The organism is Stenotrophomonas sp. BIGb0135 (assembly GCF_024810105.1).
Classification (GTDB): domain Bacteria; phylum Pseudomonadota; class Gammaproteobacteria; order Xanthomonadales; family Xanthomonadaceae; genus Stenotrophomonas; species Stenotrophomonas maltophilia_AB.
In genome coordinates, this window is record NZ_JANUDX010000001.1 from 1 (window position 1) to 14,329 (window position 14,329).

The 14,329-nt window shown below is 68.7% G+C and carries 13 protein-coding genes; 5 read left to right on the forward strand and 8 right to left on the reverse strand.

The features are described from left to right. Positions 1–925 precede the first annotated feature (925 nt). The 5 genes from mtnC to M2421_RS00025 form a co-directional block, all read right to left on the reverse strand. Positions 926–1,624, reverse strand: a complete 699-nt coding sequence (mtnC, locus tag M2421_RS00005) for an acireductone synthase (protein ID WP_259202428.1) — start codon at positions 1,622–1,624, stop codon at positions 926–928. A 3-nt stretch (positions 1,625–1,627) separates the two neighbouring features. Next, a complete protein-coding gene (locus M2421_RS00010; protein ID WP_259202429.1) occupies positions 1,628–2,191 on the reverse strand; it encodes an acireductone dioxygenase in 564 nt (187 codons plus the stop codon). 161 nt (positions 2,192–2,352) lie between these two features. Beyond that, entirely contained in the window at positions 2,353–2,994 is a 642-nt protein-coding gene (locus M2421_RS00015) for a methylthioribulose 1-phosphate dehydratase (RefSeq protein WP_259202431.1), read from the reverse strand. Between the two features lie 68 nt (positions 2,995–3,062). After that, positions 3,063–4,490, reverse strand: coding sequence for an amino acid permease (locus M2421_RS00020; protein WP_259202432.1), 1,428 nt, complete (start codon positions 4,488–4,490; stop codon positions 3,063–3,065). A 68-nt stretch (positions 4,491–4,558) separates the two neighbouring features. Continuing rightward, entirely contained in the window at positions 4,559–6,037 is a 1,479-nt protein-coding gene (locus M2421_RS00025) for an amino acid permease (protein ID WP_259202434.1), read from the reverse strand. Between the two features lie 192 nt (positions 6,038–6,229). Between M2421_RS00025 and M2421_RS00030 the strand changes: the two genes are divergently transcribed. Beyond that, positions 6,230–6,805 carry an NUDIX hydrolase gene (locus M2421_RS00030; protein WP_259202435.1) on the forward strand — a complete coding sequence of 192 codons (576 nt, stop codon included), beginning with the start codon at positions 6,230–6,232 and terminating at the stop codon, positions 6,803–6,805. Positions 6,806–7,260: 455 nt separating this feature from the next. Here M2421_RS00030 and serA read toward each other — a convergent pair whose 3' ends face one another. Continuing rightward, entirely contained in the window at positions 7,261–8,502 is a 1,242-nt protein-coding gene (serA, locus tag M2421_RS00035; RefSeq protein ID WP_259202436.1) for a phosphoglycerate dehydrogenase, read from the reverse strand. 188 nt (positions 8,503–8,690) lie between these two features. On the opposite strand from serA, the gene M2421_RS00040 reads away from it, so the two are divergent. The 4 genes from M2421_RS00040 to M2421_RS00055 all read left to right on the forward strand — a co-directional run bounded on the left by M2421_RS00040 (position 8,691) and on the right by M2421_RS00055 (position 13,125). Continuing rightward, complete coding sequence (locus tag M2421_RS00040) at positions 8,691–10,079, forward strand: FAD-binding oxidoreductase (protein WP_259202439.1); 1,389 nt, start codon at positions 8,691–8,693, stop codon at positions 10,077–10,079. Positions 10,080–10,140: 61 nt separating this feature from the next. Further along, a complete protein-coding gene (locus M2421_RS00045) occupies positions 10,141–10,437 on the forward strand; it encodes a DUF2388 domain-containing protein (RefSeq protein WP_259202440.1) in 297 nt (98 codons plus the stop codon). After that, complete coding sequence (locus M2421_RS00050; protein WP_259202442.1) at positions 10,437–12,251, forward strand: DUF4105 domain-containing protein; 1,815 nt, start codon at positions 10,437–10,439, stop codon at positions 12,249–12,251. The genes M2421_RS00045 and M2421_RS00050 overlap by 1 nt, the downstream gene beginning before the upstream one ends. Before the next feature lie 139 nt (positions 12,252–12,390). Further along, entirely contained in the window at positions 12,391–13,125 is a 735-nt protein-coding gene (locus M2421_RS00055) for an MliC family protein (protein ID WP_259202443.1), read from the forward strand. Between the two features lie 12 nt (positions 13,126–13,137). Here M2421_RS00055 and M2421_RS00060 read toward each other — a convergent pair whose 3' ends face one another. Further along, positions 13,138–13,722, reverse strand: coding sequence for a hypothetical protein (locus M2421_RS00060; protein WP_259202445.1), 585 nt, complete (start codon positions 13,720–13,722; stop codon positions 13,138–13,140). Then, the gene (gene yeiP / locus M2421_RS00065; RefSeq protein WP_259202447.1) at positions 13,712–14,278 is read right to left on the reverse strand and encodes an elongation factor P-like protein YeiP; all 567 of its coding nucleotides are present in this window, start codon (positions 14,276–14,278) and stop codon (positions 13,712–13,714) included. The genes M2421_RS00060 and yeiP overlap by 11 nt, the downstream gene beginning before the upstream one ends. Positions 14,279–14,329: the final 51 nt, after the last annotated feature.

Sequence of the window (14,329 nt, forward strand, 5' to 3'; positions counted from 1 at the left end):
TGGCGTGGATCTACGCGGTGGGGCCCGCGGCGGCGCACACAGCGGCTGAGGCGATGCAGGATTCCCGTAGAGCCACGCCATGCGTGGCTGACGCGAGGTGTGGTCCGCGCGAACAGCATCCACGCATGGCGTGGATCTACGCGGTGGGGCCCGCGGCGGAGTACACAGCGGCTGACGCGATGCAGGATGCCGGTAGAGCCACGCCATGCGTGGCTGACGCGAGGCCTGGTCCGCGCGAAGAGCATCCACGCATGGCGTGGATCTACGCGGTGGGGCCCGCGGCGGCGCACACAGCGGCTGAGGCGATGCAGGATTCCCGTAGAGCCACGCCATGCGTGGCTGACGCGCGGTGTGGTCCGCGCGAAGAGCATCCACGCATGGCGTGGATCTACGGGTTGGGCCCCGCGGCGGGGCACACAGCGGCTGAGGCGATGCAGGATTCCCGTAGAGCCACGCCATGCGTGGCTGACGCGAGGCGTGGTGCGCGCGAAGAGCATCCACGCATGGCGTGGATCTACGGCTTGGGTCCGCGCGGCGGGGCACACAGAGGCTGACGCGATGCAGGATTCCCGTAGAGCCACGCCATGCGTGGCTGACGCGAGGTGTGGTCCGCGCGAAGAGCATCCACGCATGGCGTGGATCTACGGGTTGGGCCCCGCGGCGGCGCACACAGCGGCTGACGCGATGCAGGATTCCCGTAGAGCCACGCCATGCGTGGCTGAAGCGCGGCGCGGTCCGCGCGAACAGCATCCACGCATGGCGTGGATCTACGGGTTGGGCCCCCGCGGCGGCTCACACAGAGGCTGACGCGACGCAAAATTCCAGTAGAGCCACGCCATGCGTGGCTGACGCGAGGCGGGGCCCGCGCGAACAGCATCCACGCATGGCGTGGATGCCCGCGTCGGGTCGCCCAGGGGTGGCGCAATTACAGCGTGATCTGCTGGAAATTCTCGACGCGGTCGTGGCCATGGGTGGCTTCGCCCGTGCGCGGCAGCGGGTAATCGTCCAGGCGGTCGAGCAGGCGGGTCTGCAAGCCTGCGTCGCGCGCGGCGTCCAGCTCTTCCACCACGTCGGAAAGGAACACGATCTGGTTCGCCGGCACGCCGATCGTCTGCACGATGCGGCGGTAGCTGTCGGCCTCACGCTTGCCACCGACTTCGGTGTCGAACCAGCCGGAAACCAGCCCGGTCAGGTCGCCGGCCTCGCTGAAACCGAAGAACTGCTTCTGCGCCGGCACCGATCCGGAGGAATACACGTACAGCCGCTTGCCTTCGGCGTGCCAGCCCTTGAGCACCGCGCCCACCTCCGGGTAGAAGTGCGCCTTGTAGTCGCCGTTGCGGTAGCCGCTTTCCCAGATCATGCCCTGCAGCGCCTTGAGCGCGGTGTGCTTGCGGTCCTGGTCGATCCAGCCCTGCAGGGTCTCCACGACCAGGCTGTCCTGGCAGGCACCGCCGATCTCCACGGCCACCGCGTCCAGCCAGCGGCGCACCTCCGGCTGCTGGCCATGTGCGGCGACGAATGCCGGCAGGGCCTTGCGCGCATACGGGAACAGCACGTTCTTGACGAACGAAATGCTGCTGGTGGTGCCTTCGATATCGGTGAGGATGACAGTGGGATGCGGCATGGATCAGTCGGCCTGGTGCTGTGCGGGGTGGTAACGCGGGAACTGCTGGGCGATGTCGCTGCCGGTGAAATGACCCACCCAGCCATCGGCCTCGGTGAAGAAACGGATCGCGACGAAATTGGGCTCTTCGCCCATGTCGAACCAGTGGGTGATGCCATCGGGCACGGCGATCAGGTCGTCCTTGACGCACTCGATCTCGTACACCTTGCCGTCCACGTGCAGGGTGAACAGGCCGGAGCCGGCGACAAAGAAGCGCACCTCGTCTTCCTTGTGGAAGTGTTCATCGAGGAACTTCCTGCGCAGTTCGGCACGGTTGGGGTTGTCCGGTGCGATCGACGCCACGTCCACGCTCTTGAAGCCGTGCTGGGCGACCAGGCGGTCGATGTCGGCCTTGTAGGCGGCGAACACCTCGTCCTGGCTGGCGCCGGGGGCGACCTCCTGGGTGGCCTGCCAGCGTTCGAAGGTGACCCCGATCCGGGTCAGTTCGGCCGCGATCGCCGCGCCATCGCGGCTGTCGAACAACGCGGTGTCCGGGGCAGTGTCGTCAAAGATGCGGAGTCGGCTCATGGCGGCGGCAGCGAGGCGAAAGGGGGAAGGAAAGGGTACCAGCGCAGCGCCGGGGCAGGGGCGCTGCGCTGATGGTGAACGGCGGAATACAGATTCCCTTCAGGAATCTGCACGGGGCACGCCCGGTCCGTGCAGCGTGGCCCGGCGCCCGCCCAACCCGTTCAGCCGCGCAGTTTGCGCAGTTCCAGCTCGCAATGGAACAGGAACTCGAAGGCTTCCAGGTGCCGGCGCGCCTCGGCCATGTCGCGGCCCCAGGCATACAGGCCGTGGCCGTCGATCAGGTAGCCCCACAGGCATTGCTGGTCGAGCAGCGCATCCACCTGCGCCGAGAGCACGTCCATGTCCTGGGTGTTGGCGAACACCGGCACGTCGATGGCCATCTCGTGGGTGCTGTTGCCGTGGAAGGCCTTGAGCAGCTCGTAGCCTTCCAGGCGGATGTGGCCTTGCGGCGCATACAGGCGCGAGGCCACCGTCTGCACCGGTGAGTGCGTGTGCAGCACGCAGCCGATCTCCGGGAAACGGCGATACAGCTGGGTGTGCAGCAGGGTCTCGGCGGAAGGGCGCAGGGGGCGGCCAACGGCCTTGCCGTCGAAGTCCACCACCATGATGTCGTCCTCGACCAGCCGGCCCTTGTCCTTGCCGGACACGGTGATCGCCGCGTGGCGGTCATCCAGGCGGTGGGAGAAGTTGCTGCTGGTCGCCGGGGTCCAGCCGGCCTGGGCCAGCTCGCGGACGTTGTCGATCAGCACCTGGGCCAGGTCGCTCAGGCGGGCGGTGTCGTAGGGGAAGGTCGGGGTGGTCATGCGGCCATTTTACGGCGCTTCGCTGATTCGCGCGCGCCCGGCGCCGGCCAATGGCCGGCGGCAAGCCCTTATTTCCCGCGCAGGCGGCTGTGGCGGTAGCCGTAGCCGAAGTAGATGGCAAAGCCCACTGCGGTCCAGACCCCCATCAGCATCCAGTTGTGCGCGGTCATCGCGGTCAGCAGGGCGATGCAGCTGAGCACGCCGAGGCTGCAGATCAGCCACGCCATCGGCATCCGGAACGGGCGCGGCAGGTCCGGCTGGGTGCGGCGCAGGATCAGCACGCCGGCGCAGACCGCGGCGAAGGCGATCAGCGTACCCATCGAGGTCAGTTCGCCGAGGATGTCCAGCGGGAACAGCGCGGCCAGCAGGGCGATGCCGATACCTGTGATGACGGTATTGATGTGCGGCGTGCGGTAGGTCGGGTGGATCTTGGTGAACACCGGCGGCAGCAGGCCGTCGCGGCCCATGATCATGAAGATGCGCGGCTGCCCGATGATCATCACCAGCACCACCGACGACAGGCCGATCAGCGCGCCGATCTCCACGATGATGCGCAGCCAGCCCAGCTGCGGGTGCGCGGCCACCGCGGTGACCACCGGCTCGTCGGTGCCCAGCAGCGTGTAGGGCACCAGCCCGGTCATCACCGCCGCCATGGCGATGTACAGCACCGTGCAGATCACCAGCGAGAGCAGCATGCCGATCGGCATGTCGCGCTGCGGCTTGTGCGATTCCTGCGCGGCCACCGACACCGCCTCGAAGCCGATGTAGGCGAAGAACACCATCGCCGCGCCGCGCAGCACGCCTTCCATGCCGTACTTGCCCGGGCCCTCGTTGGCGGGGATGAACGGGGTCCAGTTGGCCGGGTCCACGTACCGCCAGCCGGCGATGATGACCAGGACGATCAGCCCGGTCTTGAGCACCACCATGGCCATGTTCATGGCCGAGGACTTGCTGATGCCGACGTAGCACAGCCAGGTCAGCAGCAGCACCAGGATGGCGGCGGGGATGTTGGCGATCGCCCCGGTCGGGCGCAGCTGCGCGTCCAGAGGGGCACTGACCAGCGCCGCGGGGAGGTGGATGTCGAAATGACTGAGCAGGCTGAGGAAGTAACCGGTCCAGCTGACCGCCACCGCCGAGGCCGAGACGCCGTACTCGAGCACCAGCATCCAGCCGATGAACCAGGCCGACAGCTCGCCGAAAGTGGCGTAGGTATAGGTATAGGCGCTGCCGGAGACCGGCACCATCGCCGCGAATTCGGCATAGGCCATCGCACAGAACGCGCAGCAGATCGCGGCCAGCACGAAGGACAGCATGATCGCCGGGCCGGCGTGGTTGGCTGCGGCCTGGCCGGTGATCACGAAGATGCCGCCGCCGATCACCGCGCCGATGCCCAGCGCGGTCAGGCCCCAGGGGCCGAGGGTGCGGCGCAGGCTCAGGCCGTTGGCGTCTTCATGGGCGGCGTGCGGATGCTTGGTGGCCCACAGTTGCTTGAACATGGTGTTGACTTCTTCTCAGGCGCGACGGATCAAACGACCGGGCCGGCACTTGGCCGGCCCGGCAGCACTCAGGCGGACTTCTTGTTGAGCTTGCTGTGGCGCATGCCGTAGCCGAAGTAGATGCACAGGCCCAGCAGGGTCCAGCCGACGAACAGGTGCCAATGCACCACGAACGCCTGCCAGAACAGGAACAGGCACGACAGCGCGCCCAGCGGGCAGATCACCCACACCAGCGGCACGCGGAAGGGGCGCGGCAGTTCCGGGCGGGTATAGCGCAGGATCAGCACGCCGATGCAGACCGTGGCGAAGGCCAGCAGGGTGCCCATCGAGACCAGCTCGCCGAGCACGTTCAGCGGGACCATGCCGGCCAGCGCGGCGGCGATCACGCCGACCACGATCGTGGCCCAGTACGGGGTGCGGAAGCGCGCGTGGACCTTGCCGAACACCTTGGGCAGCAGGCCATCGCGGGAGATCGTGTAGGCGATGCGGGTCTGGCCCATCATCATCACCAGCACCACCGAGGAGAGGCCGGCGATCGCGCCGATTTCCACGGCGGTCTTCAGCCAGGACAGGCTCGGGTAGGCTTCCAGCGCGGTGGCCACCGGCTTGTCGGTGCCCAGCAGGTGGTAGGGCAGCATGCCGGTCAGCACCGCGCAGACGATGATGTAGACGATGGTGCAGACCGCCAGCGAGCCGAGCAGGCCGATCGGCATGTTGCGCTGCGGATCCTTGGTTTCACCGGCCGCAGTAGAGACCGCATCGAAGCCGATGTAGGCGAAGAACACAATGGTGGCTGCACGGAACACGCCGCTCCAGCCGAACTCGCCGGACACGCCGGTGTTTTCGGGGATGAAGGGGTGCCAGTTGGCCGGGTCCACGTGTGCCGCGCCGATGCCGATGAACAGGCAGATCACGAACACCTTGATCGCCACGATGATCGCGTTGACGAAGGCGGACTGGGTCACGCCCACGTACAGCAGGCCGGTCACGGCCGCCACGATCAGCACCGCTGGCATGTTGAACAGCTTGCCGGAGGCGATGAACTCCTGGCCGGTCCAGGCGATCGGCGCGGCACTGAGCGCATCCGGGAACGGCATGTGCAGCGTGGTGGTGATGAAGCTGATCAGGTACGCCGACCAGCCCACCGCGACCGATGCCGAGGCGAACAGGTACTCCAGCACCAGGCACCAGCCGATGAACCACGCCATGCCTTCGCCGAGGGTGGCGTAGGAATAGGAGTAGGCGCTGCCGGAGACCGGCATCATCGCCGCGAACTCGGCGTAGCACAGGCCGGCCAGCGCGCAGGCGATGCCGGCGAACACGAACGACAGCATCACCGCCGGGCCGGCGTGGTTGGCTGCGGCCTGGCCGGTGAGTACGAAGATGCCGGCGCCGATCACCGCGCCGATGCCGAGCATGATGAGGTGCTTGGCTGTGAGGGTCCGTTTCAGCGTGGCTTCGCCGTCCAGGCTGCCTTCGATGGGCTCGCCGGCATCGACGTGCCCGGCCGGTTCGACCGGTTTGACCCTCAACAGAGACTTCAGCATGCAGTGCTTCCCTAAAATGGACAAAGGTGAGGCGCGCGGTACTTTGCCGCGCGCCCTGATGGCAACTGGGCGCCCCAACGGAGCGGGGCCCGCTGTACCTTAGCCAAAGCTGAAGCCTGCACACAAGCACAAATGCAGCATGACCCCGGCGATAATCGACAAATTCCGCCCGAACCCGCCGCTGCCATGCCGATGAACCCTGAATCCGTTGTCGTTGCTGATGCCGAACTGCGCGCCGAACTGGCCGCCTATGCGCAACGCCAGCCCGGACACGCCGCGCTATCTGCCGAATTCAGCACACTATTGGACGATCCGGAAAATCCGTTCCTGCGCGAGCGCCTGGCCGGCCACTTCACAGGCAGTGCGTGGCTGGTCAGCGCCGACGGCCAGCGCGTGCTGCTCACCCACCACCGCAAGCTGGACCGCTGGCTGCAGTTGGGCGGGCACGCCGATGGCGACCGTGACCTGGCCCGGGTGGCGCTGAAGGAGGCCGAGGAAGAGTCGGGCCTGAGCGGGTTGGTGCTGGAGGATGGCGAGCTGTTCGACATCGACAAGCACTGGATCCCCGAGCGCAAGGACGTGCCCGGCCACTGGCATTACGACGCGCGCTACGTGGTGCGTGCGCTGGGCAGCGAGCAGTTCGCGCTCAGCGAAGAGTCGCTGGCCTTGGCCTGGCGGGATATCCGTGACGTGGCCAATGCGGCGATCGAGACGCCGGACGGTGACGATTCGCTGCCGCGGATGGCGAAGCGCTGGCTGGCGCGCTAACCCGAGGCCGAATGCGCTTCGCGGCCAAGACCCGGCGCGAACCGGTAGTGCCGAGCCATGCTCGGCAACCGCGAGCCAGCGCGGCAACCGGTCGCCGCCGGCCGGGCGACGCGTCGGTGGCGCGGGTGATCTCCGTCCGACGTGTGGCTCAGGCCATCGCGATCCCGCGACGAAAAGCAGCCGAGCATGGCTCGGCTCTACCGGGATCCGGGTGCACCGGACCATTGGCCGGCAATCCGGGGCGCACCGGTGATGCCCGACCACGGCCGCCAAGCGCGATCCGGCGCGCACCGGTAATGCCGAACCATGGCCACCAACCGCGATCCGGTGCGAACGGGTAGTGCCGAACCATGGCCGCCAACCGCAATCCGACGCGAACCGGTAGTGCCGAGCCATGCTCGGCAACCGCGCACAGCGCGGCACGACATCCCGCCGCCGGGGAGCCCGGCGGGCGATCAATACAGTACGCGCGTCCGCAGCGTGCCCGGGATCGCGGCCAGCTCTTCGCGCACGGCCGTCGCCTGGGCCTCGCTGGCGGTGATGTCGATGACCACGTAGCCCACCTTGGGGTCGGTGCGCAGGAACTGGCCGTCGATGTTGACGTTGTGGCGCGAGAAGATCTCGTTGACCTTGGACAGCACGCCCGGCACGTTCTGGTGGATGTGCAGCAGGCGCAGGCTGTCTTCGTGCTCGGGCAGGGTCACTTCCGGGAAATTGACCGCCGACAGCGTGCTGCCGTTGTCGCTGTAGCGGACCAGCTTGGCCGCCACTTCCACGCCGATGTTGTCCTGCGCTTCCAGCGTGCTGCCGCCCACGTGCGGGGTCAGGATCACGTTGTCGTGCGCGGTCAGCGGCGACACGAACGCATCGCCGTTGCCCTTGGGCTCGATCGGGAACACGTCCACCGCCGCGCCGCCGATATGGCCGCTGCGCAGCGCCGCGTCCAGCGCGTCGATGTCGACCACGGTGCCGCGCGCGGCATTGATCAGGTGCGCGCCGGGACGCATGCGCGCCAGTTCGGCGGCGCCGATCATCCACTGCGTGGCCGGGGTTTCCGGCACGTGCACGGTGACGATGTCCGCGCGCGCGAGCAGGTCGTCCAGGCTGATCGCCGCGCGCGCATTGCCCAGCGACAGCTTGGTTTCCACGTCGTGGAAGATCACCTGCATGCCCATCGCCTCGGCCATCACCCCGACCTGGGTACCGATGTGGCCGTAGCCGATGATGCCCAGCGTCTTGCCGCGCACTTCATGGCTGCCGGCGGCCGATTTGGACCAGCCGCCGCGATGGCATTCGGCATTCTTCTGCGGGATGCCGCGGGTGAGCATGATCGCTTCGGCGATGACCAGCTCGGCCACGCTGCGGGTGTTGGAGTAGGGCGCGTTGAACACCGGGATGCCGGCCAGCTCGGCAGCGTCCAGGTCGACCTGGTTGGTGCCGATGCAGAAGCAGCCCACCGCCATCAGGCGCTTGGCATGGGCCAGCACCTCGGCGCTCAGCTGCGTGCGCGAGCGGATGCCGACAATGTGCGCCTCGGCGATGCGTGCCTTCAGTTCGTCTTCGGGCAGCGCCTTGCTGTGCAGTTCGATCTGCGAATAGCCGGCGGCGGTGAACACGTCGATCGCGGTCTGGCTCACCCCCTCCAGCAACAGCACGCGGATATCCTGCTTCGGGAACGAGGTCTTCTTCGGCGACATGGGCGGGTGCGGCATGGTGGGCGAGAGCACCCAACTATGCCAGAACGGGCCGCCGATTGTGCAGTGCGCCAATGGGCGCGGAGATGGTTTCAGATGCATCCGTTGACACGCGCCAGGTCGATGCCAGCCGTCGGGCCAGCGGCGGGGGTCTGCTACGCTTGGCAATTCCCTCGCCCAGTCCTGCTGCCATGACCGATCCGCGCCTTTCTTCGCTGTTGCAGGACTGCCCCGGGCTGCGGCTCAAGACCGATCCGGCCGACCTGGAGCACTACGGCCGCGACTGGACCCGGCGCTGGACCCCGGCGCCGCTGGCCATCGCGCTGCCGGGCAGCGTGGAGGAAGTGCAGGCGATCCTGCGCTGGGCGAGCGCCCAGCAGGTGGCGGTGGTGCCCTCCGGCGGCCGCACCGGCCTGTCCGGTGGCGCGGTCGCCGCGCAGGGCGAGCTGGTGCTCAGCCTGGAACGCATGAACAAGCCGCTGGCCTTCGATGCCGTGGACCGCACCTTGACCGTGCAGGCCGGCATGGCGCTGGAAGCGGTGCACAACGCCGCGCTGGAACACGGCCTGATCTACCCGGTGGATTTCGCCGCGCGCGGGTCGTGCTCGATCGGCGGCAACATCGCCACCAACGCCGGCGGCATCCGCGTGATCCGCTACGGCAACACCCGCGAGTGGATCGCCGGGCTCAAGGTGGTCACCGCCAGCGGCGAGCTGCTGGAACTCAACAAGGGCCTGATCAAGAATTCCAGCGGCTACGATTTCCGCCAGCTGCTGATCGCCTCGGAGGGCACCCTGGGGGTGATCGTGGAGGCCACGCTGCGGCTGACCGATCCGCCGCCGGCCAGCAACGTGATGCTGCTGGCGCTGCCCAGTTTCGAGGTGCTCATGCAGGTGTTCGCCGCGTTCCGCGAGCGGTTGCAGCTGCAGGCCTTCGAATTCTTCACCGACCGCGCGCTCGAACACGTGCTCGCGCATGGCGCGCAGGCACCGTTCGCCGAGGTGCACCCGTTCTACGTGGTCACCGAGTTCGCCGCCGGCGACGAGGCCCAGGAGGCCGCCGCGATGGCCGCCTTCGAGGCCTGCATGGAGCAGGGCTGGGTCAGCGATGGCGTGGTCAGCGCGAGCGATGCGCAGGCCGCGCAGTTGTGGCGCCTGCGCGAGGGCATCACTGAAGCGGTGGCGCGTTACACGCCCTACAAGAACGACGTGTCGGTGCGGATCTCGGCGATGCCCGCGTTCATGGCCGAAACCCAGGCCCTGATCGGCCAGGCATATCCGCAGTTCGACGTGGTCTGGTTCGGCCACATCGGCGACGGCAACCTGCACATCAACGTGCTCAAGCCCGACGCCACCGCCAGCGCGGAATTCCTTGCCCAGTGCGAGCACGTCACCACGCTGCTGGCGCAGGTGCTGGCCCGTTTCGATGGCAGCATCTCGGCCGAGCACGGCATCGGGCTGGTCAAGAAGGGCTACCTGGACAGCACCCGCAGCGCGCCGGAAATCGCCTTGATGAAGGCGGTCAAACGTGCGTTTGATCCCCAAGGCCTGCTGAATCCCGGCAAGCTGTTCGACCTGTAGGCCGCGACAGGATTTCACCCAGCCTATACGCTCTGCGTTTTCCACCGCGAACGACACCCTGATGATGCGTCCGATCCTGCTTCTTGCCGTCCTCGCCCTGCCGCTGTCGGCGCTGGCCTCCAGCTTCGCCGGCTCCTCGGCCGGTTCCGCCTCCGGCGCGTCGTCGGCCGGTTCGTCCAGCTCGGACGATGACAAGATCGTGCTCGACGCGCGCGACGATGCGGCCGCGTTCGTCGCCAGCGATGGCGCCATCCGTGGCGCGCGCCTGGAAGCGGCGTTGCTGCGCCTGCGCGAGCGCGATGTCGCCCAGCGCGACGCCAGCGACCTGGCCCTGGCCAAGGCGCTGCTGGCCCGTTGATGCACGTGCGTGGCCAGGCCCGCCGCTGGCGATGGGCGGCCCTGGCGGCGCTGCTGGCCGCGCCGCTGGCGCAGGCCGGTCTGCGCCTGGAACTACAGGCCGACGGCCTGGATGCGGCCCAGCGGGTGGCCGCGCAGCGGGTACTGGACGAGGTGCCGCTGCCCGCCAGCTGGCAGGCGCGCTTCGATGCCCCGGTGCGCGTGCGCTGGAGCGATGCGCTTCCCGTGCAGGTGCATGGGCGCGCGCGCAACGGCGCCATCACCCTGCGCCGGCAGCTGCTCGACGAGGTGCAGGACGGGCAGCCGCTGCCGCGAGCGGTGCAGGCCGCGCTCATCCATGAACTGACCCACGTGCTCGACCGCAGCCGCGCTGGCGGCTGGTCGCGCAGCGCACGCTGGCGCGACCTCAGTGGCTGGCAGCAGCGCCCGTGGCGGATGGGGCGCAGCGGCAATCATTTCAGCCAGCGCAGCCCGGACCCGTACGAGCGCGCCAGCCCGGCCGAGTTCCTCGCCGTCAACGCCGAACACTTCCTGCTCGACCCTGGCTATGCCTGCCGCCGTCCCGTGCTCGCGGCGTGGTTCGACAGCACCATCGGCACGCGCGGCGACGATGCAGCGCGTTGCGATGCGCGGATGCCCCTGGTCCAGAGCGACGATGCCACCGGCGCGGCGTCGCTGCTGGAGCTGGACCCGGCCCGTGTGTACGCGGTGGATTACCTGCTGGCCGAGGGCAACGACCAGATGATGAGCCGATGGGGCCACAGCATGCTGCGGCTGGTGATCTGCGCGCCGGGGCGGCCGCCGGGCCCGGCCTGCCGCATGGACCTGGCCCATCACCGCGTGCTGTCCTTCCGCGCATTCGTCGGCGACGTGCAGATCTCCAGCTGGCGCGGCCTGACCGGTTCCTATCCCTCGCGCCTGTTCGTGCTGCCGCTCAACCAGGTGATCAACGAATACACCCAGGTGGAGCTGCGCGGGCTGGCCTCGGTGCCACTGCGGCTGCAGCCGACCGAGATTGCCAGCCTGCTCGAACGCGTGGCGCAGGTGCATTGGAGCTACGACGGCCACTACCTGTTCGTCAGCAACAACTGCGCGGTGGAAACCGGCAAGCTGCTGCAGGCGGGCGTGCCGGGGTGGGCCACGCCGGGACTGAACCGGATCACGCCGCGCGGCCTGCTGGACAGGCTGCAACGGCAGGGGCATGCGGATGGTTCGGTGTTGCGCGATCGCGATGCCGCGTTGCGCCAGGGCTACTACTTCGCCTCTGCCCAGGACCACTACCAGCAGCTGTTCGACGTCGCGCGGGCCGAGCTTCCGCTCGGCGCGGACCGGGTCGACGACTGGCTGCGCCAACCGGCGGCCCGGCGCGCAGCCTCGCTGGAGCAGGGCGGGTTGCGTGCCACCGCCGCGCTGCTGCTGCTGGAACAGGCGGTGCGCCAGCGCGAGGAACTGCGCGCGCGCGACCTGCTCAAGCGCACCCTGGCGGCCCCGGCCGATGCCGGCGACGACGCGCGCCAGGCGTTGATGGCCCTGCTGCGCGATACCGGCCAGCTGGTCAGCCCTGCCGCACTCGTGCCGGCCGGTGGCTATGGCCTGCCGCTGGGCAGCGAGCGCGCCGCCGCGGCGGCGTCCACTGCGGCGATCAGCCAGCGTGCGGTGCCGGGCTGGCAGGCGCTTGCCCAGCGACTGCGCGCGCGGCTGCCGGCGGCGCAACAGCAGGAACTGCGGATCACCGACGACAACCTGGAACGGCTGGGTGCGCGGATGCGTCGGCTGGCCCGCGCCGACACCGCCGCTGGCGCCGACCTGCGCTGAGGTCGCTGCCGCGCATGCGCGCGTCGAGCGCCGGCGACGCGATGGCGCGGACGGGGCCGGAGTCAGTGCCGCTTCACCTGCGGCTGCAGGGTGCGGGCTAGGATGGTGCGTTGAATGCAACAACCGCAAGGAGTTCCACATGCGTGCTTCCCCCTGGCTTTTGAGCCTCGCCATCGCGGCCGGGCTGGCCGCCTGCCAGCCGGCGCAACAGGGTGGCGACACCGCCAGTGCAGGCGCGACCGACCAGGCACCACCGCCGCCGGTCGCGGCTACGTCCGACGAGCGCAGCTATGTCTTCCAGTGCGGCGAGTTGACGGTGCATGCGACGTATCGGGGGCAGGATTCGGCCACCGTGGTGGTGGGCGACCGCACGTTCGCGATGTCGTCGCAGCCGGCCGCCTCCGGGGCCAGATACAGCGACGGTCAAGGCACCACGTTCTGGACCCGGGGCACCACCGACGGCACCCTGGCGTTGAACGGGGAGCCGGACCGCACCTGCACCGGGTCGGGTGCGGAAGGGGTGGCAGCGCCGGGGCCGGCCGCGGCGGGCACCGCGGCGGCGGGCTTCCGGGCGACCGGCAACGAGCCGGGCTGGCTGGCGGAAGTAGCCGCCGGCGCGACGCCCAGCCTGCGGGTGGAAACGGATTACGGGCAGCGTACCTTCGAGATTCCGCTGCCGACCCAGGGCAAGGATGGCTGGTCGGGCAAGGCCGCCGACGGCACCGACATCAAGCTGACCTTCCAGCGCACGGTCTGCCAGGACGACATGAGTGGGCAGGCGTTCGGGACCACGGCGATGCTGACCGTGGGCGCGCGGCAGTACCATGGCTGCGGTGATTTCGGCGGGGCGCCGACGCTGGCCGCCAAACCGTGAACCGAGGGTGGATCAGCGCACGTCCTGCGGGCGGCAGTGGTCCGCCGCGACGTCGGTGAACAGGTCGTAGCGGTTGCCCACGCCGATCAGTGCTTCGCGCACCGCGCAGTCGTCATGATGGCGCGCGTAGAGGTCGGCGAAGATGCGTTCGCGGCCATCGCAATAGCGCTCGCTGGCGGTCTCGAGTTCCAGTCGCCGCGCTTCATCGTAGGCTTCTTCGCCCGCGAAGTGCTGGCAGGTGTTTTCGCGTTCGAGGAACGCGCGCACGTCGGCCGGCATCTGGCAGTAGATGCGGATGTCGTCCAGGTCGCCGATGTCGTTGGAGACCGCGCAGCCGGCGGCGGCCCGCGCCTGCTCGAGCTCATCCAGGTTGGGCATGCCGCCACCGGCGTCGCTGTCGGCGTGGTCCGAGGGGGCGTCCACGCCCGGTGCAACGGCAGCCGGGGCGTCGGTGACGCGGTCCGCTGCGGCGACGTCGCCCTGGCTTGACGCCGGCGGGGCGGCATCCACTGCATCAATGCTGCTGTCCGCTGCCCGCGGCGCGCACGCCGCGAGCAGGGCCAGGCAACCGAGCAGCGCGACGCGCTTAGTCGGCACGGCCTGCAAATTCACCGGTGGTGGTGTTGACCAGCACGCGCTCGCCGTTGGCGATGTACTCGGGCACCATGATCTCGATACCGGTGCTGAGCTTGGCCGGCTTCGGGCGTTTGGTGGCGGTGCCGCCCTTCATTTCCGGCGGGGTTTCGACCACTTCCAGCACCACGCTGGTCGGCAGCTGCACGCCCACCGGGGTTTCGTCGATCACCTGCACGTAGATGCCGGTCAGGCCGTCGGTGATGTAGCCGGCGTCCTCGCCGAGCACGTCCGCGTCGACCATGTACGGGGTGTAGTCCTCGTCATCCAGGAACACGAACGCATCGCCGTCCTTGTAGGAATAGGTGGACTGGCGGCGCAGCAGTTCGACTTCCGGCAGGTTGTCGTCGGCATCGAAGCTGGCATCGAGCTTGTTGCCGCCCGGCACGCTGTACATGATGAAGCGGAAGCGGACGTTGCCGCCGCGGCCCTGCGGCGAGCTGCGCTCGATGTCGCGGATCTGGTAAACGCCGTTGTTGTATTCGACGACGTTGCCTTTCTTGATGTCGTTGGCTTTCATGGACTGAAGGTCGGTTCGTGGGAGGTCAGGGCGCCAGACCGGGCGCCCGGC

Coding starts and splice junctions, on each gene's coding strand:
- M2421_RS00015 (WP_259202431.1), bottom strand. CDS start 2,994: ATGACCACCCCGACCTTCCCCTACGACACCGCCCGCCTGAGCGACCTG.
- M2421_RS00040 (WP_259202439.1), top strand. CDS start 8,691: ATGACCGATCCGCGCCTTTCTTCGCTGTTGCAGGACTGCCCCGGGCTG.
- M2421_RS00050 (WP_259202442.1), top strand. CDS start 10,437: ATGCACGTGCGTGGCCAGGCCCGCCGCTGGCGATGGGCGGCCCTGGCG.
- M2421_RS00045 (WP_259202440.1), top strand. CDS start 10,141: ATGATGCGTCCGATCCTGCTTCTTGCCGTCCTCGCCCTGCCGCTGTCG.
- M2421_RS00025 (WP_259202434.1), bottom strand. CDS start 6,037: ATGCTGAAGTCTCTGTTGAGGGTCAAACCGGTCGAACCGGCCGGGCAC.
- serA (WP_259202436.1), bottom strand. CDS start 8,502: ATGTCGCCGAAGAAGACCTCGTTCCCGAAGCAGGATATCCGCGTGCTG.
- M2421_RS00030 (WP_259202435.1), top strand. CDS start 6,230: ATGAACCCTGAATCCGTTGTCGTTGCTGATGCCGAACTGCGCGCCGAA.
- yeiP (WP_259202447.1), bottom strand. CDS start 14,278: ATGAAAGCCAACGACATCAAGAAAGGCAACGTCGTCGAATACAACAAC.
- M2421_RS00020 (WP_259202432.1), bottom strand. CDS start 4,490: ATGTTCAAGCAACTGTGGGCCACCAAGCATCCGCACGCCGCCCATGAA.
- M2421_RS00010 (WP_259202429.1), bottom strand. CDS start 2,191: ATGAGCCGACTCCGCATCTTTGACGACACTGCCCCGGACACCGCGTTG.
- M2421_RS00055 (WP_259202443.1), top strand. CDS start 12,391: ATGCGTGCTTCCCCCTGGCTTTTGAGCCTCGCCATCGCGGCCGGGCTG.
- mtnC (WP_259202428.1), bottom strand. CDS start 1,624: ATGCCGCATCCCACTGTCATCCTCACCGATATCGAAGGCACCACCAGC.